Source organism: Stenotrophomonas sp. SRS1, assembly GCF_026130205.1.
GTDB classification, from domain to species: Bacteria; Pseudomonadota; Gammaproteobacteria; order Xanthomonadales; family Xanthomonadaceae; genus Stenotrophomonas; species Stenotrophomonas rhizophila_B.
Genome location: NZ_JAINFD010000004.1, coordinates 273,762 through 295,208, shown reverse-complemented (window position 1 = coordinate 295,208; position 21,447 = coordinate 273,762). Strand labels below are relative to the sequence as shown.

Genomic DNA, 21,447 nt, shown 5'->3' with positions numbered 1-21,447 from the left:
CATGACCGTATTGAGCACCCAGCTGCAACCGGGCAGCGACACCTTCGAGGCCAACCGCGCCGCGCTGCAGGCGGTGGTCGACGACCTGCGCGCTACCCTGGCGCAGACCGCGCTGGGCGGCAGCGAAGCGGCACGCGCCAAGCACACCGCACGCGGCAAGCTGCTGGTGCGTGACCGCATCGATGCCCTGCTCGACCCGGGCAGCGCCTTCCTGGAAATCGCCCCGCTGGCTGCGCACGGCATGTATGGCGATCCGATTCCCAGTGCGGGTGTCGTCGCCGGTATCGGCCGGGTCTCGGGCGTGGAGTGCGTGATCGTGGCCAACGATGCCACGGTCAAAGGTGGCACCTATTACCCGATGACGGTCAAGAAGCACCTGCGCGCGCAGGAAGTGGCCGAGCAGAACCGCCTGCCCTGCATCTACCTGGTGGATTCCGGCGGTGCATTCCTGCCGCTGCAGGACGAGGTGTTCCCGGACCGCGACCATTTCGGCCGGATCTTCTACAACCAGGCCAACCTGTCCGCGCAGGGCATCCCGCAGATCGCCTGCGTGATGGGCAGCTGCACCGCCGGTGGCGCCTACGTGCCCGCGATGAGCGATGAAACGGTGATCGTGCGCGAGCAGGGCACCATCTTCCTCGGCGGCCCGCCGCTGGTGAAAGCGGCCACCGGTGAAGTGGTCACCGCCGAAGAACTGGGCGGTGCCGATGTGCACACGCGCATCTCCGGCGTGGCCGACCACATGGCCGACAACGACCTGCAGGCGCTGGCCCGGGTCCGCGCGATCATCGCCCAGCTCAACTGGCGCAAGCCCGAACCGGCGCTGGCAGTGCAGGCCCCGGTGGAACCGCGACATCCGGCCCGCGAGCTGTATGGCGTGATCCCGGCCGATACGCGCAAGCCCTACGACGTGCGCGAAGTGATCCTGCGCCTGGTCGACGATTCGCGCTTCGATGAGTTCAAACCGCGCTACGGCAACACCCTGGTCACCGGCTTCGCGCATCTGCACGGCTACCCGGTGGGCATCATCGCCAACAACGGCATCCTGTTCTCCGAGTCCGCGCTGAAGGGCGCGCACTTCATCGAACTGTGCACGCAGCGCGGCATCCCGCTGGTGTTCCTGCAGAACATCACCGGCTTCATGGTCGGCCGCAAGTACGAGCACGGCGGCATCGCCAAGGACGGGGCCAAGCTGGTCATGGCCGTGGCCTGCGCCAAGGTGCCCAAATTCACCGTGGTGATCGGCGGCTCGTTCGGTGCCGGCAACTACGGCATGTGCGGCCGCGCCTACTCGCCCAACTTCCTGTGGATGTGGCCGAACGCGCGCATCGGCGTGATGGGCGGCGAGCAGGCCGCCAGCGTGCTGGCCACGGTCAAGCGCGATGGCATCGAAGCCAAGGGCGGGCAGTGGTCGGCCGAGGAAGAAGACGGCTTCAAGTCGCCGATCCGCGCGCAGTTCGAATCGCAGGGCCACCCGTACTACGCCAGCGCCCGCCTCTGGGATGACGGCGTGATCGATCCGGCCGACACCCGTCGTGTGCTGGGCCTGGCGCTGTCGGCCAGCCTCAACGCCCCGGCGAAGAAGACCGACTTCGGCGTGTTCCGCATGTAATGCACGGGCGGTGCCGCCTGGCACCGCCGCCCCTGGCCCGCGCAACGAGACCACCATGTTCACCAAGATCCTGATCGCCAACCGTGGCGAAATCGCCTGCCGCGTCATCGCTACCTGCCAGCGCCTGGGCATCGCCACCGTGGCGGTGTACTCCGACGCCGACCGCAACGCGCGCCACGTGCGCCTGGCCGACGAGGCCATCGCGATCGGCCCGGCGCCGGCGCGTGAGAGCTACCTGCGCGGCGACGCGATCCTGGAAGCCGCCCGCCGCACCGGCGCGCAGGCGATCCATCCCGGCTACGGCTTCCTCTCGGAGAACGCCGGCTTCGCGCAGGCCTGCGCCGAGGCGGGCATCGTGTTCATCGGCCCCTCCGCTGCGGCGATCCGCGCGATGGGTGACAAGAGCGCGGCCAAGGCGCTGATGCACCAGGCCGGCGTACCGCTCACCCCGGGCTACCACGGCGACGAGCAGATCCCCGAGTTCCTGCGCCAGCAGGCCGACAGCATCGGCTACCCGGTGTTGATCAAGGCCAGCGCCGGCGGCGGTGGCAAGGGCATGCGCCGCGTGGACGACAGCGCGACCTTCACCGAGGCGCTGGCCAGCTGCCAGCGTGAAGCGCAGTCCGCGTTCGGCAACGCACACGTGCTGGTGGAGAAGTATGTGGAGCGTCCGCGCCACATCGAGATCCAGGTGTTCGGCGACAGCCACGGCAACGTGGTGTACCTGTTCGAGCGCGACTGCTCGGTGCAGCGCCGCCACCAGAAGGTGCTCGAAGAAGCGCCCGCGCCCGGCATGACGCCCGAGCGCCGCGCCGCGATGGGCAAGGCCGCCGTCGATGCCGCGCGCGCGGTCAACTACGTCGGCGCGGGCACGGTGGAGTTCATCGCCGGCCCGGATGGCGATTTCTACTTCATGGAAATGAACACCCGCCTGCAGGTGGAGCACCCGGTCACCGAGTGCATCACCGGCACCGACCTGGTCGAGTGGCAGCTGCGCGTGGCCAGCGGTGAACCGCTGCCGCTGCAGCAGGATCAGCTGCAGATCCGCGGCCATGCACTGGAAGCCCGCCTGTACGCCGAAGACGCCGACCGCGGTTTCCTGCCCTCCACCGGCACCCTGCGCCACCTGCGCCTGCCGGCCAACACCGCGCACGTGCGCGTGGACGCCGGTGTCGAGCAGGGCGATGCGATCACCCCGTTCTACGACCCGATGATCGCCAAGCTGATCGTCTGGGACGTCGACCGCGACGCCGCGCTGCGCCGCATGCAGCAGGCGCTGGCCGAGTGCGAAGTGGTCGGCGTGACCACCAATGCCGCCTTCCTGCGCCGCCTGGTGATGACCGATTCGTTCACCCAGGCCAAGCTGGACACCGCGCTGATCGAGCGCGAGCAGGCCGCACTGGCTCCCAACGACGGCGACAGCGATCCGGCACTCTGGGCGCTGGCCGCGATTGCCGGCGTAGCCACCAGCGAAGCCGCCAGCCGTGATGCGCGCGACCCGCACTCACTGTGGCAGGCCCAGGATGGCTGGCGCCTCGGCGCGCCGGCCGCACGCGCGCTGACACTGGAGCACCGGGGTGCGCAGCGCAGCGTCGCCGTACAGGCGGCTGGCGAGCAGTGGGCTGTCCACATGGACGGCAACGCGCTGCAGGGCAGCGGCCGCCTGGCCGGTGATGCGCTGCGCGTGCAGATCGGCGAGCAGCTGCACCGTGCCACCGTCATCCGCGATGGCAATGAGCTCTACCTGTTCGGCAGCGAGGGCGTGCAGCGCTTCACCCTGCATGATCCAGTCAGCGAAGCGGACCAGTCCGTCGCCGATGCCGGCAGCCTGGTCGCGCCGATGCCGGGCCGTATCGTGGCCACGCTGGTGTCACCGGGCACGGCGGTCAAACGCGGCGCGCCGTTGCTGGTGCTGGAGGCGATGAAGATGGAGCACACGCTGCAGGCGCCGGCCGATGGCACCGTGCAGGGTTACCGGGTCAAGGCCGGGGACCAGGTGGGGGATGGGGCGGTGCTGGTGGATTTCGAGGCGGGTTGATCGCGTATGCGAAGGGCCACGTCAGGGAACCCGCTCCCATACTCGCTCAACGGGATCGAACTCTGTCGTGGCCATCTGAGCGCTGCGGTGACCGAATCCGCATACGGCCAACACGCCTTGCTCCATTCCATCCAAGTCCAGCGCGGCTTCAATATCTTTCTCGTTGATTGCGGCGGTGACAAACGCGCCTAACCCCTGTTCCGTTGCACAGGTCAACAGCAACTGTGACAGATGCCCTACGTCCAGGATCACGGCCCGGTAAGCCTTGGCGTGATTTCTGTATTTCCAGTGTGATCGCGCGAAGCGTGCCACCAGAATCACCTGAACGTGCGCATCGGAGAACCACGGTTGCCCCGCACAGATCTTTTTAGCCAAGCCAATATGGATGGCAGATTGGTCTTCAAGACGGGTCAATGCGTGGTCAAGGGGGTGATAGTGATACAGGCCCGGCGTGATGCCATCCACGTGCTGAATGAGTAGATACGCCTCGGTGGGATGAAGCCCTCCAGCTGAGGGCGCGTTCTTTTTCAGGAAAGTGCTGTCTGCATCGAGGACGTAGGTTCCCGTCGCTCCAAAGCATCGCTGCAACATGCGCACAAGCGTGTCCTTCGACAAGGAACGCTCTCGGTCAAAGTTACGGCACGTGCTGCGCGATTGCAGCAGGATGTCGGTCTCATCCAGATCGAGGTTTGGAAGGTCGATCCGGCCACCGCGGGGTGGCACCGTCGCGGGCGGTGGCGGGCCCAGCCGGTCACGGAGACCGGCTGCAGTCTGCAGCCCGGCGACGCCCAACGCCACTCCACTGTCACGTCCTTGCCACCGGGACTGCCAATGCATCATGGCAGCAGGTCCCCACCAATCCAGGCTCCGCAAGCGCTCGTCCGCCAGTGCCTCTGGAGTGATGGACCCCTCTTGCAGAACAAGTCCGTGCTGTAGCAGTGCTTCCAGTTCCACGTCGATGCCTCCGCAGCGCTGAGCCTGCCACGCGTCCGGATCAACTGCCTCAAGCCGTTGCATCATGGCAATGGAGACTTCCACGGGGGCATTCAGGTGCGGGGCCAAGGCATGCCAGGCGGAGCGCACCTGAAGACCGCTGCCGCCATCGATTACTGCCTGCAATGAAAACTCGCGGCATTGCCAGGGCTCAAGGTAAAGATGTCGGCAGCGTCGGATACGAGGGAGGGGCACGTTCTGCTTCCGGGGAGAAGTGGGCTGTTACATTGTCGGCTGCAGTCCCCAGGAATGAAGCGTCGATCAGCATCAGGTCAATGCTAAAGAGGATGTACAGCTGGCCGATATTGCAGTTGCCGTTGAAGTGGCACTCACTCAACCCACTCTTCACCCAATGTGACCGACATGACCGCTGACAAGAAGCCGCTTTCCCCAGAAGATGCGGTTCGCCTTCTGGATCTTTTGTGCACCGATGATGATTTTCGCAGCCAGTTTGCCGTGGATCCCGCGTCCGCGATGACCCAGGTCAGCGACGAAGCCGCCGCTTCGTGTCACACGTGCGAGCCGGCAGGGAAACTGGCCAGCAAGGAAGAGTTTGCGCAGGCGCGCACCGAGCTACTCAAGTACCTGGCCTCGCACGCCTCATTTTATGTGCCGCATTGCTTTGTCGCAGGCAAGGTAGACGAACAAATGAAACGTAAACCCCGCCCCTGACGGTCGCTACTGCTGGCGCGCACTATGCGCGTCAGTAGCATTGAGTGCCATCAGGGAATAAGTACCGGCGTTCTCCGCATACACCAGCCCACGATGCCTGGAAAGCCATACGCGTTCGCGCTCGGCTGATGCCTGATCACCCTTGTCCAGGTAGGCCATGTGCAACGCCACATGTACCTGGAACAACTCCGCACCATCCACCAGTGCACTCAGTCGTTTGATGCTGGTATCGATGCGGCCCGATCTTCGATCGATTTCCGCGCTGGCAAGTTCGGCCATCTGCCGGGCTCGCGGATCACCAAGTTCACTCGCCATTCTGGTGAACACCGGCGACCAACGTTCGGCAACCGTACTCTCCCCCGCGCGCTGGGCCAGGTATACGCCCGCAGAGCCCATGTACAGCCATTCAGCCCGGTCACTACCAACGGCCGCCATTGCCTGCTGGTGCATGTTGGAAAGGGCTTGCCCAAACTCGTCGCCGCGCGGAGCGGAGCCCGAAACAGTTCTGAGCGCCAATTCCTGAAGCGAAAGTGCATTACAGACGTGGCCCTCAATGTCGCACGACTTACGCGCCCTGCGCGCATTGCCCAGCGCCTCATCCGCCTGACCTTGATCGGCGGCAATAGCTGTTCTCTGAAACCATGCCGGCAATGAGTCGTTGGGGATCGCATCCAAGACCCTGGATGCTCCGACAAAATCATCTCGAGCAGCAAGCACCGAAGCGAATTCGCGATTGGGTTGCCCTCGCCCCGCGCTCTCCACCTGCCGATACGTCTGAAGCGCCTGATCAAGCTCCTCCTGCGCCAACTGCGTTCTGGCCAACATTTGCAGGGCGACGTTGTACATTGGATTCTGTGTCACAGCAGCAAGGCGGGCCACCGCCTCGGCGTCTCCGTAACGGCCGAGGGAGAAGAGGGCATTTGCACGGTTGGCGTGTGCGGCATGGTAGTCAGGGTACAGGTCACCAAGCAGCTTCCATTTATGCGCAGCAACAGCAACGCCTGCATCGTTGAGTTCAGATGCCCAGGCGTCCAGATAAAGCGCATCGCGCGGCGCCATCTTTGCCTTCAATGCCAGTGTACGTTTCAGCAACTGTCGCGCGCGGATCGTTTCGCCACGAGCGAAATAAACGCGCATTTGGCCAATGTACGCAAAGGCGAACTCGGGATCGAATCGTGCGGACTGCTCAAAGAATGCCAGCGCGTCCGGATATCGATACTCTCCGTATGCCTTGAGACCAGCGGCGTACGCATGCAACGCATCCAGATTGCTGGTGGCTACCTCGGGCAGAGGAGCGGACGTCCGGCTGACGTCCTTCATTGCCTCGCCCAAGCGCGTGCGTAAGGACGCAACCACACTGTCAGTGGAAGCGAGCGCCGAGTCCACACCTCGCCCGTCCGCGTACTCGGAGTAGACCGTCGCCCCTGTTCGGGGATCTACGATTTCCACTGCAACCCGCAGACTGCCGTTGACCTCCATGACAGACGGCATGATGACCGCGCGCGCGCCCTCTCGAATCGCAACTTCGTTGGCCGTGCGCCTGTCCATGGGCATGTCGGGTTTGCGCTGCATCCGGTGAAGCGTGTCGCGCACCTTCAGATCGCCAAGTACGTTTACGTACCGTGATTGCTCCAAGCTGATACGAAATGCCTGTTGCAGCGAATCATCAAGCAGAGCGTTGTCGGTCATGTTGCTGACATCACCCAGTACTACCCAATCCCGCTCAGCAAATGCTATTGCGGGCTCCGGACGGAACATTGCCCAAGCGCCAATAGCCAGCATGACCAGGACGGCCGTTTCTGCGGCCAATGCCGCTGGCTGCCGCCATAAGGGAATGTCGCGCCGCGCCTTAGCGTTGCTACGAGGCATTCGAAGAGGAGCAAAGCCTACTTCGCCAACCTCAAAGACCTCCTGGCTGGTCGGTACGCCTTTGAAGCGCCACCGCCCGTGCGACTTCCACAGCAGGTTTTTACCGCGCTCACCCAGTTCAGCAGTCGCCCGGTGGGTGAGCGATTCGGCCACCGCCGACAGCAGAATCTGCCCGGGTCGCGCCAACGTCATCAATCGGGCCGCCATGGGCTTGGCCAACCCTTCCACTTCCACCGACTTCGCCCCCACCTTGACCGCTTCCGCACTGTTTTCCCATGTGAGGATCTCGCCCACATGGAGGCCGGCGCGCGCGCGAAGCATGATGGAGCGCGCCTGCCCCAAACGCTGCAGTCCGCGCTGGTAGTCCAACGCGAAGCCGAGCGCATCTATGGCCCGCTCGAACAACAGGAACAGCCCATCCGATCGATCGATCTGCTGCCCATTCCACTGCTGCTGCAACACCAGCACCAGCCGGTCATGCTCCTGGAACAACTCCGCCGCGGCCGCATCGCCAATCCGCTCCACCAGGATCAGCGAGTCGCACAGATCGGTGAACAACAGCGCCCGCATCTGTGGGGCCTGGGTCGACGTTCCGTTGTCGCCGTTCATGCCGATCTCCCGATCAGGGTGTGGCGGTCGCCGAGCGCGACCAGTGCAATCGGTTGCCGCCCAGGCGCTTGGCCTGGTACAGCGCGTTGTCGGCGCGAGCGTACCACTCGCTCCAGTCGGTACGGGGGTCGATCAGGCACACGCCGATGCTGACCGGGCACAGGTGCGGCACGCCCTGCGCGCGCCCCATCAGGCCGTGCACGGCGCTGAGGATGAACTCGGCCGCGTGCTGGAGGCTGTCCGGGTTGACGTGGCGCAGCAGCAGGCAGAACTCGTCACCCCCGAGTCGGCAGGCAATGTCCAGCTCGGTGGTGACCGAGCGCAGGATGTTGGCCACGCTCTGCAGCACGCGGTCGCCGGCCTGGTGGCCATGTTCGTCATTGACCTGCTTGAAGTGGTCGCAGTCGATCAGCAACAGGCCCTGCGGCGCGCTGTCTTCCTGCGCGCGGCATTCCTGCAGGTACAGGGCCAGGCCACGCCGGTTGTGCAGGCCGGTCAGTTCGTCGGTGCGCACCAGCTCACGGGTGTGGGTGAGCTGGTGGGTGGTGACGTAGAGGTTGTCCAGCGCGGTTTCGAGATCGTGGTTGCGGCGGCGCAGCTGGCGGATCAGCACCTGCTCGTTGCCCACCACGCGCATGATCGTGCGGCGCAGGAAATAGGCGAGCAGGCTGGGGTCACGGTTGACCAGACGCTGGAAATCATCGTGGTCCAGCTCGAGCACGACGCTGTCTTCGACGGCACGTGCACCGGCACTGCGCTGGTGGTCGCCGATCAGCAGGCCCAGCTCGCCGAAGAATTCGTTGGGGCCCAGCGACTTGACCACCAGGTCTTCGCCGAAATCCAGTTCGATGCAGCCGCTGACGATGACGTACATCGTGCTGCCGGCATGGCCGCGGTGGAACAGGTGCGTGCCTTGGTCCAGCTTGCGCTGGCGGCCGAACTCGGAGAACAATGCGGACTCGCCGCTGCTCAGGATGGCGTGCACGATCTCAGCCATCGCCTTTCGGTCGATGTCTGTTTCTCGTTCGCACATGATCGCCGCCGCACCCTTGCCGGTCATTTCCGAACACCCGCTTTCCAGCGCCCCCTGGTGAGCGATGGAGGATAGCACTCCTCAAAACTGTGCGCCCTATCCCATTTCCGACTATTACGCCCCAAAATCGTGAAACGGTGCACGTTCTGCCGCCTTCGACCCCGTGAAGACCGGGCTGGGGCACCCGAAAAGGGCGGCCAGTCCCCCGACTGACCGCCCTGCTGGCCCTCCCTGCCCCCTGCCCGGACGGGGTCAGGCCGCCCGTTCGGCGTTGAACTGCTCTTCCTCGGTGGACCCGCTCAGGGCGGTCGTCGAGGACTGGCCCTGCTGGATCGCCTGGGTCACCGCGTCGAAGTAGCCCGTGCCGACTTCGCGCTGGTGCTTGACCGCGGTGAAGCCCCGGTCGGCGGCGGCGAACTCGGCTTCCTGCAGCTCCACGAAGGCGCTCATCTGGCGGCGGGCATAGCCGTGGGCCAGGTTGAACATCGAGTAGTTCAGGGCGTGGAAGCCGGCCAGGGTGATGAACTGGAACTTGTAGCCGTAGGTGGCGATCTCCTTCTGGAACGTCGCGATGGTGGCGTCGTCCAGGTTCTTCTTCCAGTTGAAGCTGGGCGAGCAGTTGTAGGCCAGCAGCTTGCCGGGGAACTTCGCATGGATCGCCTCGGCGAACTTGCGGGCGAACTCCAGGTCCGGCTTGCCGGTCTCGCACCAGATCAGGTCGGCGTAGGGCGCATAGGCCAGGCCGCGGCTGATCGCCTGGTCCAGGCCGTTGCGGGTCTTGTAGAAGCCTTCCACGGTGCGCTCGCCGGTGGTGAACGGCTGGTCGTTGCCATCCACATCGCTGGTCAGCAGGTCGGCGGCCTCGGCATCGGTACGCGCCACCAGCAGGGTCGGTACGCCCATCACGTCGGCGGCCAGGCGCGCGGCGTTGAGCTTCTCGATCGCCTCGCGGGTCGGCACCAGCACCTTGCCGCCCATGTGCCCGCACTTCTTGACCGAGGCCAGCTGGTCCTCGAAGTGCACGCCGGCCGCGCCGGCCTCGATCATCGCCTTCATCAGCTCAAAGGCGTTGAGCACGCCGCCGAAACCGGCTTCGGCATCGGCCACGATCGGCTGCAGGAAGTCGATGTCATCCTTGCCTTCGGCATGGTGCAGCTGATCGGCACGCAGCAGGGTGTTGTTGATGCGCTTGACCACCGCCGGCACCGAATCGGCCGGGTACAGCGACTGGTCCGGGTACATCTGCCCGGCCAGGTTGGCATCGGCGGCAACCTGCCAGCCGGACAGGTAGATCGCGTTCAAGCCGGCCTTGACCTGCTGCATGGCCTGGTTGCCGGTCAACGCGCCGAGCGCGTTGACGAAGTCCTTTTCCTGCAGGTACGTCCACAGCTTCTCCGCGCCCAGCCGCGCCAGCGAGTGCTCCACGTGCACGGTGCCACGCAGGCGCACCACATCGGCGGCGGTGTAGTTGCGGGCGATCCCGGCCCAGCGCGGGTCGGTGTTCCAAGCGTGCTGGATCTGTTCGGCGGTCTGCAGGGTGCTCATGTCGAATCTCCAAAGGGAACGGATGCGGTAACAGCAGGTGGATGGCGGGTGGTCAGTCGAGGCGGTCGTAGGCCGGCAGGGTCAGGAAGTCGGTGAGCGCTTCGCGGCGGCTGAGTTCGGCCAGCAGCGCGATGGACTCGGGGATGCGGGCGCTGCCCGGCAGCGCGGTGGTGTCACCCAGCCGCGCCGGCAGTTGGGCCAGGGTGGCGTCGAGCAGGGCCAGGTCGATGGCGGTGCCGTCGTCCAGGTGCTGGCCGGGGGTATGCAGCCACTGCCACAGCTGGCTGCGGCTGATCTCGGCGGTGGCCGCGTCTTCCATCAGGTGGTGGATCGGCACGCAGCCGTTGCCGTCCAGCCAGGCGGCCAGGTAGCGCACACAGACCTCGACGTTGCCCTCGAAACCGGCGCGGGTGATGGTGCCGGTGGGCGCGGCGATCAGATCATCGCGGCCCACCTGCACATCGTTGCGCAGCACGCGGTGCTGGTTCGGCCCGGGCATGTGTTCGTCGAAGATCGCCCGCGCGACCGGGATCAGCGCGGGGTGGGCGACCCAGGTGCCGTCATGGCCGGCGGTGACTTCGCGCAGCTTGTCCGCCCGCACCCGCGCCATCGCCTGCTCGTTGGCGGCCGCGTCGTGGTTGATCGGAATCTGCGCGGCCATGCCGCCCATCGCATGCGCGCCACGGCGGTGGCAAGTACGGATCAGCAGTTCGGAGTACGCCTTCAGGAACGGCTGGGTCATCGTCACCTGGCCGCGCTCGGGCAGCACCTTGTCGGCGTGGCGGCGGAAGGTCTTGATGTAGGAAAAAATGTAATCCCAGCGGCCACAGTTCAGGCCGACGATGCGATCGCGCAGCGCATGCAGGATCTCGTCCATCTCGAACACCGCCGGCAGCGTTTCGATCAGCACCGTGACCTTGATCTGGCCATGCGGCAGGCCGAGCATGCCCTCGATGTGCGACAGCGCGGTCTCCCACAGCGCGGCCTCTTCCATGCTCTGCAGCTTGGGCAGGTAGAAGTACGGGCCACGCTGCCTGCACATCAGGGTGCGGGCATTGTGGAAGGCGAACACCGCCGCATCGAACAGGCCACCGGCGATCGGCTGGCCATCGATGCGCACGTGCTTCTCATCCAGATGCCAGCCACGCGGGCGGACGATCAGCACGGCCTGCTCGTTGAACGGACGCAGGGTGTACTCCTTGCCCGGCTTCCCATCCACGGACGGGCCGGTGTAGGTCAGATCGCCACGCACCGCGCCGATCAGCGCCTGCTGGCCGGCCAGCAGATTGCGCCAGGCCGGGGCAGTGGAATCCTCGAAGTCGGCCATGAACACCTTGGCGCCGGAGTTCAGCGCGTTGATGACCATCTTCGGGTCGGTCGGGCCGGTGATCTCCACCCGGCGGTCCTGCAGCGCCTCCGGCAGCGGGGCGACGTGCCAGTCGCTGGCGCGGATCTCGGCGGTATCGGCTCGGAAGTCCGGCAGGCCGCCGCCATCGAAGAAGGCCTGGCGCGCGACCCGTGCCTGCAGCCGGCGCTGACGCTCCGGCTCCACCGCCCGGTGCAGCGACACCAGCAGCGCCAGTACCCCCGCCGGCAGCAGCGCGGACTGGCCGGCCAGCTGGGTGGTGAGGGCAATGCCGGGGGTGGCCGGTGCATCGGCGGGGGTGGGCTGGGCGGTGGCGTAAGCGACGGCGGACATGGCGGGCTCCTGCGGTGCGGTTGAACGCCACCGTGCGCTGCCGCGCCGATATTTGACAAAGCAGTTATTGCAATGGCTTACATAAGGTGTGCTTATACTCATGACGCCATGACCACGCCGCGCACGCCAAGCCCCCGGTTTTCCTACAAATCCGACCGGCTCAAGCCGCTGCGGGCGTTCTGTCAGACCGTCCGCCTCGGCTCAGTCTCACGGGCAGCTGAGGCGCTGTTCGTCAGCCAGCCGGCCATCAGCCAGCAGTTGCAGGCGCTGGAGCGCGAACTCGGGGTCAACCTGTTCGAGCGCAGCGGCCGCCGCCTGGTGCCCAGCCGAGAGGGCCAGTTGCTGTATGAGATGGCGCTGCCGCTGGTGGAGAACCTGGACGGGCTGGAGGCCAGCTTCCGCGACAAGGTCAAAGGGCTGGACGCCGGCGAACTCAACATCGCGGCCAACAGCTCGACCATCCTGTACCTGCTGCCGCGCATCGTGGAGCGCTTCCGCCAGCGCCATCCGGACGTCCGCCTGACCCTGCACAACGCGATCAGCGCCGACGGCACCGACCTGCTCCGCAGCGATGCGGCCGACCTGGCGGTGGGCTCGATGACCGATGTGCCGGCCGACCTCAGCTACGCCCCGGCCTATCGCTTCGAGCAGGTGCTGATCGCCCCGCCCGAGCATCCGCTGGCGCACGGCGAACTCAGCCTGGAGGCGATCTCGCAATACCCGCTGGTGCTGCCGCCCAAACGCCAGATCACCTACCGGCTGGTGGACCAGGTGTTCCAGCGGCATCGGCTGCCCTACACCGTCGCGCTGGAGGTGGGCGGCTGGGAAGTGATCAAGCAGTACGTCGCAATGGGCATGGGCATCTCGATCGTGCCGGCGCTCTGCCTGCACGATGCCGACCGCGAGAAGCTGGTGACGCGCTCGATGGGTGCGTGGTTCCCGGAGCGCAGTTATGGCGTGATCGTGCGGCGCGGGCGGTTCCTGTCACCACAGGCAAGGGCGTTCATCGAGCTGATCCAGCCGGACCTGTTCAGCCCGCGCAGCTATGATGAAAGTGGTCATTCCGAGCGCTGACGCACGCCCCATGTCCATCGAACTCCGCCACCTGCGCTACTTCCTGGCCGTCGCCGAGACGCTGCACTTCGGCCGCGCGGCCGAGCGGCTGGGGATGTCGCAGCCGCCGCTCAGCCAGCAGATCCGTCAGCTGGAAACACTGCTCGGCGCGCGGCTGTTCCTGCGCGCGAACCGCCGGGTGGAACTGACCGACGCCGGGCGCGTGCTGCAGGAGCAGGCGCGTGAAGTGCTGGCCCGGGTGGATACCGCGATCGATCTGACCCAGCGCGCGCAGCGCGGGGAAACCGGTGAGCTGCGCATCGGGCTGACCCGGGCCACGCCGCTGTCCACGCAGATCCCGCGCGCGATCTTCGCCTACCGCCAGCAGTTTCCGCAGGTGCAGTTGAAGCTGCGCGAGATGAACACCCTGCAGCAGATCGATGCGCTGATGGCCGGCGAACTGGATGTCGGGTTGATCCGCAAACGTGCCCTGCCCGCGCCGCTGATGTCACGCAAACTGTTCAGTGATCCACTCGCGCTGGTGGTGCACGACCAGCATCCGCTGGTGCGTGATCTGCCGGCCGATGCGGCGGTGGCGCTGCGGCTGTTCGCGCATGAGCCGTTCGTCGGTTTCCTGCGCGAGGTCGGCGCGGGCATCCACGATCATGTGATCGCGCTATGCCGCAGCGCCGGCTTCACGCCGCGCATCGTGCAGGAGGCAGGCGAAGCCTCGACGCTGATCAGCCTGGCGGCCTCGGGGTTGGGGGTAACGGTGCTGCCCGCCTCGTGCTGCCATATCCAGGTGGACGGTGCACGCTTCGTCGCACTCAGTGATCGTGCGGCCAGTTCGGAAGTGCACGTGGCCTGCCGCCGCGGCCCAGCGTCGCCGCTGATCGGTCACTTCACCCGGCTGCTGCAGGGTGTCAGCGGCTGAGCGCAATCGCGGCGGCGGCCGGTTGCACGCGCTGGCCGAGACGCCACGCGATCACGCCACCGGCCACGGTCAGTACGCCGACGAAACCGCACACGCCCAGCCAGTCCCACTGCGTGTAGAACACACCGCCGAGCACGCCGGCCACGCTGGAGCCCAGGTAGTAAGCGAACAGATACAGCGCGGACGCTTCGGCGCGCATCGCACCGGCGCGGCTGCCGACCCAGCTGCTGGCCACCGAGTGGCCGCCGAAGAAGCCGAACGTCACCAGCGCGATGCCGGCCGCCATGCAGCCCAGCCACGGCATCGCGAGCAGCACGATGCCCAGCGCGATCAGTCCGTAGCAGATCGCCAGCACGCGGCTGCGGCCATGGCGATTGGCCTGCTGCCCCATCCACGCCGAGCTGAAGGTGCCGACCAGGTACACGCTGAAGATCAGGCCGACCACGGTCTGGCTGAGGCCATACGGCGGCGCCAGCAGGTGGAAGCCGAGATAGTTGTAGAGGGTGACGAACACGCCCATCAACACGAAGGCGGTGGCGAACAACCACGGCAACCCGGGATCGCCGAACAGGCTGCGCCAGCGCGAAGGCAGTTCGCGCAGGCCGATACGGCGGCTCTGGAAGTGGCGTGACGGCGGCAGCTGGATCCACAGCAGCACGGTACTGAGCAGTGCGATCAGCGAGACCACGCCGATACCCCAGCGCCAGCCCCAATGGTCGGCGACGATGCCCGCGATGAGACGACCGCTCATGCCGCCGATCGCATTGCCGCCGATGTACAGGCCCATCGCCAGGCCCAGCGCGCGGCTGTCCATTTCCTCGGCGAGGTAGGTCATGCCCACCGCCGGTACGCCACTGAGCGCGATGCCAAGCAGCGTGCGCAGCACCAGCAGCGAGGTCCAGTCATCCACCATCGCGGTGGCGACAGACAACACGCTGGACGCCAGCAACGCCGCGACCATCACGCTGCGACGCCCGATGCGGTCGGAGATCAATCCCGCCATCAGCATCGAGACCGCCAGCAGACCGGTGCTCAGCGACAGGGTCAGCGCACTGTTGGCTGCGGAGACACCGAAGTGGCGACTGAATTCCGGCAGCAGCGGCTGCACCGTGTAGAGCAGCCCGAAGGTGGAAAAGCCGGCCAGGAACAGCGCGGCCGCCGTGCGCCGGAAGGCCGGGGTGCCCTGCTGGATCTGATCGCCGGCCGCCGCTGCGGTGGCCGGGGGGCTGCGATCGGGGACCGCTGCGGTGTCGCCATTCATGCCGGTAAGGCCCGCGTAGACGGGCCGGAGCGAGGAGTCAGCGCTCAGGATAGGCAGCGCCGGCAGGTCGATCCATAACCTGATAGGTCTGAATCGAGATGTTGCAGATATCGATTCAGATCGCGACGGGCATTACAGCGTCTGCCAGGTCAGGCCTTCGCCCCGTCGGTAGTAGACGTGCGAGGCCTTGCCGTACAACGCGCTGGCCTGGACCAGGCCGAAGAAGCGGCCGTCGGCACTGTTGCCGCGGTGGTCGCCGAGCATCAGCACCTGCCCGGCGGGCACGGTCAGGCCGGTGATGTCCGGACCACCGCCCTGGCCCAGATCCAGCTGCGCCAGATGCTGACCGAAGTCTTCGATCTCACCCACCCCGGCCTGAGCCAGCGGATGGCCGTTGATGCTCAGGTGACCGTCGTGCAGCTCGACCCGATCCCCGCCAACCGCCGCGATGCGCTTGATCAGCCGGGTGCCGTCCTGCGGTGAATCGAACACCGCCACGTCACCGCGCTGCGGCTGGCCGGTGTGCAGCAGTTCCACCGACGTAAACGGCAGGCGCACGCCGTAGGCGCGCATGTCCACCACCACCCGGTCGCCCGGCATGAGCGTGTGCTGCATCGAGCCGCTGGGTACCTGGTAGTGGTTGGCCAAGGTGTCGCGCGCCGCAGCGAGCAGGCCGAGCATCACCAGCAGCGGCAGGGCTTCCTTCTTCAGCCAGCGCAGCAGGCGGTGGTCGGTGGCGGCAGAGGCGGCGGCGGGGGTGTCCATACGGGCGCTCCAGGAAGTGTGTGGCTGTGACCGGATGGACGGCGGGCAAGTTCCCTGGCCGGGTCCGAAAAAGCTACGCACTGTTTACGCCGGGCGTGCCGGGTCGGCATCGCGGTTTTACGGGGCGCGGCCGCATCGTGGCGACACCGCGCCGAAGGGCGCTTCGAAGAGACGTTCCATGACCATCCTGCTGATCCGGCATACACCGTCGAACGCCGTGCCGGACGCGTCGCCGCTGCCTGCGCGGGTCGCCGGGCACCGCCTGGCCTGCCGCGACTGCGACTCCGTGCCGGCCCTGGTGCGCTGCCTGCAGCGTGCCCAGCGCAGCCGCCCGGCGCTGGTCCTGATTGCCACCGCGGCGGTCGATGCGCCGCAGTGGGCGCGCTACGGCCAGGCACTGCGCACCGCGCTGGAGGACCTGCCGGTGCCGTACATCGAGATGGCCAGCAACGACGACGACGCGCTGGACGAGCACCTGCATCCGCAGCATGCCCCGGCCGCGCGGGTCGTCTGCAGCAGCGGTCGCCAGGATGCGTGCCGGCTGTCGTTGGCGATCGCCGCCCATCGCCTGCAGGCCGTGGAGGGCTGAGCCATGTCGATCTTCATCATCCGTGGGCCGGAAGCGGCCGGGCAGCTGATCCGTACCGCGCAGCCGCTACCGCCGCTCGTTCTCAAATCCCTGGTGCATCGCGCGATCGATGCGGGCACCACGGTGGCGATCCGCGCGTGTGGCTCGGAGCAGGAACTGCTGGATGCCCTGCGCGTGGCCGATCACAGCCGAGGCGAAGTCACCCTGCTTGATCCGGGGGCGTGCGTGGACAGCGCGCGCCTGCAGCGCCTGCTGCCGCATCTGCATAACGCCTACGTGGAAGTGCACGACGACGATGCGCGCGCCCCGGAGGCGTGCCTGCCAGCGCATGTGGGCCAGCGCATCGGCGTGGCCCGGGGGTACTGCGCGCAGAGTTACATGCACGCGCTGGAGATCGCGCTGGATCACCTGGGATGCAGTGAAATCGCTGAGGGCGTGCATGTGGGGACGTGATGCGCCGGGTCGCTGGGGCGGGCGCTGGGCCCCTATGCCCTTGGAGGCGAAATAGAGGGGGAGGGGGCGGCCGCAGGCCGACGCCGGAGGACATTCGCCGGAAAGGGCATAGGGGCCCAGCGCCCGCCCCAGCGACCCGGCCAGCGGAGCAGCAACCCAGAAAAAACGGCAGGGTTTCCCCTGCCGTTTTCGTTTCAGCGTGTACCGGTGGCAGGCGTACCGACCAACGGTCGGTACCTACCGGGATGCCGCGATTATTTCAGGCCACGATTGACCAACAGCGGTTCCACCGACGGATCCTTGCCGCGGAACTCGCGGTACAGATCGGCCAGCTCCACGCTGTTGCCGCGCGAGAGGATCTTGTCGCGGAACACCTGGCCGTTCTCCGGGGTCAGGCCACCGTTCTCCTTGAACCACTCGAAGGCGTCATGGTCCAGCACTTCGGCCCAGAAGTAGGCGTAGTAACCGGACGAATACCCGCCACCCCAGATGTGATCGAAGTAGCTGGTGCGGTAGCGCGGCGGCACCTGCGGCAGGTCGACCTTGAACTTCTTCAGCGCGGCCGCTTCAAACGGGGCGACGTCCTGCAGCTTGGCGTCGGCCGGCTGGGTGTGCCAGGCCAGGTCGAGCAGGGCGGCCGAGAGGTACTCGGTGGTCGCATAGCCCTGGTTGAAGGTGCGCGCCTTGAGGATCTTGTCAACCAGCGCCTGCGGCATCGGCTCGCCGGTCTTGTAGCTCTTGGCGTAGTTGGCGAAGACCTTCGGGTCCAGCGCCCAATGCTCGTTGAACTGCGAGGGGAACTCGACGAAGTCGCGCGAGGTGCTGGTACCGGCGATGGACGGGTACTTCACCTTCGAGAACATGCCGTGCAGCGCGTGGCCGAACTCATGGAACATCGTGGTCACGTCATCGAAGCTCAGCAGCGCGGGCTGGCCGGCGGCGGGCTTGGTGAAGTTGCACACGTTGTACACCACCGGCTTGGCACCGGTCAGGCCGTCCTGTTCGACGAACACATCCATCCAGGCGCCGCCGGACTTGCTGTCACGCTTGAAGTAGTCGGTGTAGAACAGGGCCAGCGAGGTGCCGTCCTTGTCGAACACTTCGTAGACCTTCATGTCCGGGTGGTAGGTGGGGATGTCGGTACGCGGCTTGAAGGTGATGCCGTACAGCTGCGTGGCGGCGTAGAAGACGCCGTTCTGCAACACGTTGTCCATCTCGAAGTACGGCTTGATCTGCGATTCGTCCAGGTCGTACTGCGCCTTGCGCACCTGTTCGGCGTAGAAGTCCCAATCGGAGGCAGCGAGCTTGAAGCCGCCCTTCTGCGCATCGATCACCTTCTGCATTTCGCTGATCTCACCACGCGCCTTGGCGGTGGCGGCCGGCACGGTGTCGGTCAGCAGCTTGAGCGCGGCGGCCGGGGTCTTGGCCATCTGGTCGGCCAGGCTGTAGGCAGCGTAGTTCTCGAAGCCGAGCAGCTTGGCCTTCTGCGCGCGCAGCTGGGCCAGGCGCTGGATGGTCTCGCGCGTGTCGTTGGCGTCGCCCTTTTCGGCCCGGGTTTCCGACGCCTTCAGCACCGCAGCACGCTGCTCGCGGTCGCTCAGCGAGCCGAGCACCGGCTGCTGGGTGGTGTTCTGCAGCGGCAGCAGGTACTTGCCATCGAGGTTGCGGGCCTTGGCATCGGCGGCGGCGGTGTTGATCGCATCCTCATCCAGGCCGGCCAGCTTGGCCTTGTCATCGACGACCACGGCACCGGCGGCGGTCGCAGCCACCAGACGGGTGTGGAACTGCGTGGCCAGCGTGGTTTCTTCCACGTTGAGCTTGCGCAGCGAGGCCTTGTCGGCATCGTTCAACTGCGCGCCGGCGCGCACGAACTCCTGGTAGTCACGCTCGACCAGGCGCTTCTGCACCGGGTCCAGGCCCAGCGCATCGCGCTGGTCGTAGATGGTCTTGATGCGGGCGAACAGCTTCGGGTCGAGGTTGATCTCGTCCTGGTGCTCGGCTAGCTTCGGGGCGACTTCTTCCTGCACCTTCTGGCGTGCATCGTTGGTGTCGGCCTGGACCAGGCCGAAGAAGATGCGCGACACGCGGGTCAGGGTCTCGCCGCTGCGCTCCAGCGCTTCGATGGTGTTGTCGAAGGTGGCGGGCTCGGGGTTGTCGGCGATCTTGCGGACTTCGGCCAGGTGCTGCTTCATGCCTTCGTTGAAGGCCGGCAGGTAGTCACTGTCCTTGATCTTGTCGAACGGCGGCGCCTGGAACGGCAGCGTGCTGGCGCTCAACAGCGGGTTGGCGGACGCATCGGCCGGCTGCTGGGTCGGGGCGGGCTGGGTATCGGTCACGGGGGTGGACTCCTTGCCGGAACAGGCCGCCAGCGCCAGGCTGATGGCAGCGGCCAAAACTACGGTACGCGACATGAAACGGGCTCCTTGGATGAGGGCGCGGGACGGAAAATCCCGCAGCCGATCACCCTACTCCCAAAGCCCGCAGGCGGCATGTGCCGGTCGTGGCGCGTGGCTGTGCGGGCCGTGGGGGCTACCCCGCCCGACCCGCCCGGCGGCGCTCAGACGGTGCCGCGGGTCTTGCCCTGCCAAGGGCGGTAGTACTCGCGGATCGCGGCCATGTCGGCCACGTCGTTGCCGGTGGGATGGAACAACGGGCCGATGCCGATGGTCTTTTCCGGGTAGTGGAAGTACGCGGCCAGCACCGGCACATCGGCCATGCGTGCGATTTTGAGGAATCCGGCCTTCCAGTGCTGCACCGCCTTGCGCGTGCCTTCCGGGGTGATCGCGTACCACAGGCGGTCCGAGCCACGGATCAGGCTGACCGCCTGCTCCACGGTGCCCTGCGGCGAGCTGCGGTCCAGCGGGATGACGCCGAGCTTGCGCAGCAGCGGCCCCAGCGGCCACCAGAACAGCGAGGCCTTGCCCAGCACCTTGACCTGCATGCCCAGCGCGATCTTGGCCGCCATGCCCCAGAAGCCGTCCCAGTTGGACGAATGCGGGGCGATGATGAACACCACTTTGGGCACATCGGGCAGGGTGCCGGTCACTTTCCAACCGCCCAGGCGCAGCGTGCAGCGGGCCAGCCAGCGGAGGAAGCGGTTCGGTTTGACCTGCGGCATGTTCGGCGGAACCACCGGCAACAACGGACTTCGGTTGTTCAAGCAATCACTCCCAATTGCGTGTGGTGCGCCCGCGCTTGACCTGCGCGCGCCCCTTTTTGGCGTCCAGACGACGCAGTTTCGACCCGTAGGTCGGCTTGGTGGCCACGCGTGCCTTGGGCACGCTCAGCCCCGCCTGGATGAAGGCGGCCAGTCGATCGCGCGCGTCCTCGCGGTTACGGTCCTGGGTACGGAAACGCTGTGCATCGATGACCAGCACGCCTTCGCCGGTCATGCGCCGGTCGCGGCGGGCCAGCAGGCGCGCGCGCAACGGCTCGGGCAACGAAGGCGAGCCGGCCACGTCGAAGCGCAGTTCGACGGCGGTGGAGACCTTGTTGACGTTCTGGCCACCGGCGCCGCTGGCGCGCACGAACCGCTCGACGAGTTCCGTATCCGGAATCGTCAGGTGCGCGCTGATGGTGACTGGCCCGTTGCCCATGGGCCGCATTGTAAGGGGAGGACCGCCGGCTGGGTGACTGCAACGTGCGTGGATGTCGCCGATAACGTCCTCAATTACGGTCTGATGACGCCATCGCAGGTATTCTCCGGTTTCCCGCAACGCAGGATGCTCCGCAATGTTCCCGATCCGCCCGATGGCCCGCCGTGGCCTGATCCGCATGACATTCGCCTTGGCGCTGGGCCTGGGCGCGATCGCGCCGGCCATGGCTGCGCCGCCGTCGGATGCCGACATCAACCGCCTGCTGGCCGCGTCGCGCGCGCAGACCATGCTGGACACGATGCTGCCGCAGATCGAGGCGATGCAGCGCCAGCAGTTCCAGCAGGTGGCGCAGCAGCGCCAGCTGGATGCGACGCAGCAGGCGCAGTTGCAGCGGATCGAACAGCGGACCAACCAGACCGTGCGTCAGGCGCTGTCCTGGAAGGAGCTGCGGCCGATGTACGTGGATCTGTACAAGCAGACCTTCAGCAAGGAAGACGTGCTGGCGATGGCGGAGTTCTATGAGAGCTCGGCGGGGCAGAGCCTGTTGGACAAGACGCCGGCGCTGATGCAGAACGTGATGGTGGCGATCCAGGCCAAGATGCAGCCGCTGTTCGTGGATCTGCAGAAGGACCTGGAGGCGATCGTCAATGAGCCGGCGCCTGCGGCCGCGCCGGCGAAGAAGTAATCGGGCTCAGGATCACAGAGGGGTACGTGTAAGTCCGCGTA

18 protein-coding genes are annotated in these 21,447 nt (G+C 66.3%); 8 read left to right on the top strand and 10 right to left on the bottom strand.

The genetic code is table 11. From position 1 onward, the window contains the following. Position 1: 1 nt before the first annotated feature. Both K4043_RS16350 and K4043_RS16345 read left to right on the top strand, forming a co-directional pair. Positions 2–1,612 carry a carboxyl transferase domain-containing protein gene (locus tag K4043_RS16350; protein ID WP_123731087.1) on the top strand — a complete coding sequence of 537 codons (1,611 nt, stop codon included), beginning with the start codon at positions 2–4 and terminating at the stop codon, positions 1,610–1,612. 55 nt (positions 1,613–1,667) lie between these two features. Beyond that, positions 1,668–3,650, top strand: a complete 1,983-nt coding sequence (locus K4043_RS16345; RefSeq protein WP_265309951.1) for an acetyl/propionyl/methylcrotonyl-CoA carboxylase subunit alpha — start codon at positions 1,668–1,670, stop codon at positions 3,648–3,650. Between the two features lie 21 nt (positions 3,651–3,671). On the opposite strand, the gene K4043_RS16340 is transcribed toward K4043_RS16345, so the two are convergent. Further along, complete coding sequence (locus K4043_RS16340) at positions 3,672–4,838, bottom strand: putative peptide maturation dehydrogenase (RefSeq protein ID WP_265309950.1); 1,167 nt, start codon at positions 4,836–4,838, stop codon at positions 3,672–3,674. Between the two features lie 168 nt (positions 4,839–5,006). Between K4043_RS16340 and K4043_RS16335 the strand changes: the two genes are divergently transcribed. Then, a complete protein-coding gene (locus K4043_RS16335) occupies positions 5,007–5,315 on the top strand; it encodes an NHLP-related RiPP peptide (RefSeq protein ID WP_265309949.1) in 309 nt (102 codons plus the stop codon). A 6-nt stretch (positions 5,316–5,321) separates the two neighbouring features. Here the strand turns inward: K4043_RS16335 and K4043_RS16330 are convergent, their stop codons facing one another. The 4 genes from K4043_RS16330 to aceB all read right to left on the bottom strand — a co-directional run bounded on the left by K4043_RS16330 (position 5,322) and on the right by aceB (position 12,070). After that, on the bottom strand, positions 5,322–7,793 hold the full coding sequence (locus K4043_RS16330) for a putative peptide modification system cyclase (RefSeq protein ID WP_123731085.1): 2,472 nt from the start codon (positions 7,791–7,793) through the stop codon (positions 5,322–5,324). Positions 7,794–7,806: 13 nt separating this feature from the next. Beyond that, entirely contained in the window at positions 7,807–8,853 is a 1,047-nt protein-coding gene (locus K4043_RS16325) for a GGDEF domain-containing protein (protein ID WP_265309948.1), read from the bottom strand. Between the two features lie 225 nt (positions 8,854–9,078). After that, on the bottom strand, positions 9,079–10,371 hold the full coding sequence (aceA, locus tag K4043_RS16320; protein WP_265309947.1) for an isocitrate lyase: 1,293 nt from the start codon (positions 10,369–10,371) through the stop codon (positions 9,079–9,081). A 52-nt stretch (positions 10,372–10,423) separates the two neighbouring features. Beyond that, positions 10,424–12,070, bottom strand: coding sequence for a malate synthase A (gene aceB, locus K4043_RS16315; protein WP_265309946.1), 1,647 nt, complete (start codon positions 12,068–12,070; stop codon positions 10,424–10,426). Positions 12,071–12,178: 108 nt separating this feature from the next. On the opposite strand from aceB, the gene K4043_RS16310 reads away from it, so the two are divergent. Both K4043_RS16310 and K4043_RS16305 read left to right on the top strand, forming a co-directional pair. After that, complete coding sequence (locus K4043_RS16310; protein ID WP_265309945.1) at positions 12,179–13,144, top strand: LysR substrate-binding domain-containing protein; 966 nt, start codon at positions 12,179–12,181, stop codon at positions 13,142–13,144. Positions 13,145–13,154: 10 nt separating this feature from the next. Next, positions 13,155–14,057 carry a LysR substrate-binding domain-containing protein gene (locus tag K4043_RS16305; RefSeq protein WP_265309944.1) on the top strand — a complete coding sequence of 301 codons (903 nt, stop codon included), beginning with the start codon at positions 13,155–13,157 and terminating at the stop codon, positions 14,055–14,057. On the opposite strand, the gene K4043_RS16300 is transcribed toward K4043_RS16305, so the two are convergent. Continuing rightward, complete coding sequence (locus K4043_RS16300; RefSeq protein WP_265309943.1) at positions 14,047–15,318, bottom strand: MFS transporter; 1,272 nt, start codon at positions 15,316–15,318, stop codon at positions 14,047–14,049. The genes K4043_RS16305 and K4043_RS16300 overlap by 11 nt on opposite strands. A 132-nt stretch (positions 15,319–15,450) precedes the next feature. Next, complete coding sequence (gene lepB / locus K4043_RS16295) at positions 15,451–16,083, bottom strand: signal peptidase I (RefSeq protein ID WP_265309942.1); 633 nt, start codon at positions 16,081–16,083, stop codon at positions 15,451–15,453. 178 nt (positions 16,084–16,261) lie between these two features. On the opposite strand from lepB, the gene K4043_RS16290 reads away from it, so the two are divergent. Both K4043_RS16290 and K4043_RS16285 read left to right on the top strand, forming a co-directional pair. Further along, entirely contained in the window at positions 16,262–16,672 is a 411-nt protein-coding gene (locus tag K4043_RS16290) for a hypothetical protein (RefSeq protein WP_265309941.1), read from the top strand. A gap of 3 nt (positions 16,673–16,675) precedes the next feature. Next, positions 16,676–17,125, top strand: a complete 450-nt coding sequence (locus K4043_RS16285; protein WP_123731076.1) for a 3-dehydroquinate dehydratase — start codon at positions 16,676–16,678, stop codon at positions 17,123–17,125. A gap of 254 nt (positions 17,126–17,379) precedes the next feature. On the opposite strand, the gene dcp is transcribed toward K4043_RS16285, so the two are convergent. From dcp to arfB, 3 genes are all read right to left on the bottom strand, one after another. Further along, the gene (dcp, locus tag K4043_RS16280) at positions 17,380–19,536 is read right to left on the bottom strand and encodes a peptidyl-dipeptidase Dcp (protein WP_265309940.1); all 2,157 of its coding nucleotides are present in this window, start codon (positions 19,534–19,536) and stop codon (positions 17,380–17,382) included. Positions 19,537–19,682: 146 nt separating this feature from the next. Next, on the bottom strand, positions 19,683–20,243 hold the full coding sequence (locus K4043_RS16275; RefSeq protein WP_259260783.1) for a lysophospholipid acyltransferase family protein: 561 nt from the start codon (positions 20,241–20,243) through the stop codon (positions 19,683–19,685). A 46-nt stretch (positions 20,244–20,289) separates the two neighbouring features. Beyond that, positions 20,290–20,721, bottom strand: a complete 432-nt coding sequence (gene arfB, locus K4043_RS16270; RefSeq protein ID WP_123731074.1) for an alternative ribosome rescue aminoacyl-tRNA hydrolase ArfB — start codon at positions 20,719–20,721, stop codon at positions 20,290–20,292. A 178-nt stretch (positions 20,722–20,899) separates the two neighbouring features. Here arfB and K4043_RS16265 point away from each other — a divergent pair, with 178 nt between their 5' ends. Further along, positions 20,900–21,406 carry a DUF2059 domain-containing protein gene (locus K4043_RS16265; RefSeq protein WP_265310029.1) on the top strand — a complete coding sequence of 169 codons (507 nt, stop codon included), beginning with the start codon at positions 20,900–20,902 and terminating at the stop codon, positions 21,404–21,406. Positions 21,407–21,447: the final 41 nt, after the last annotated feature.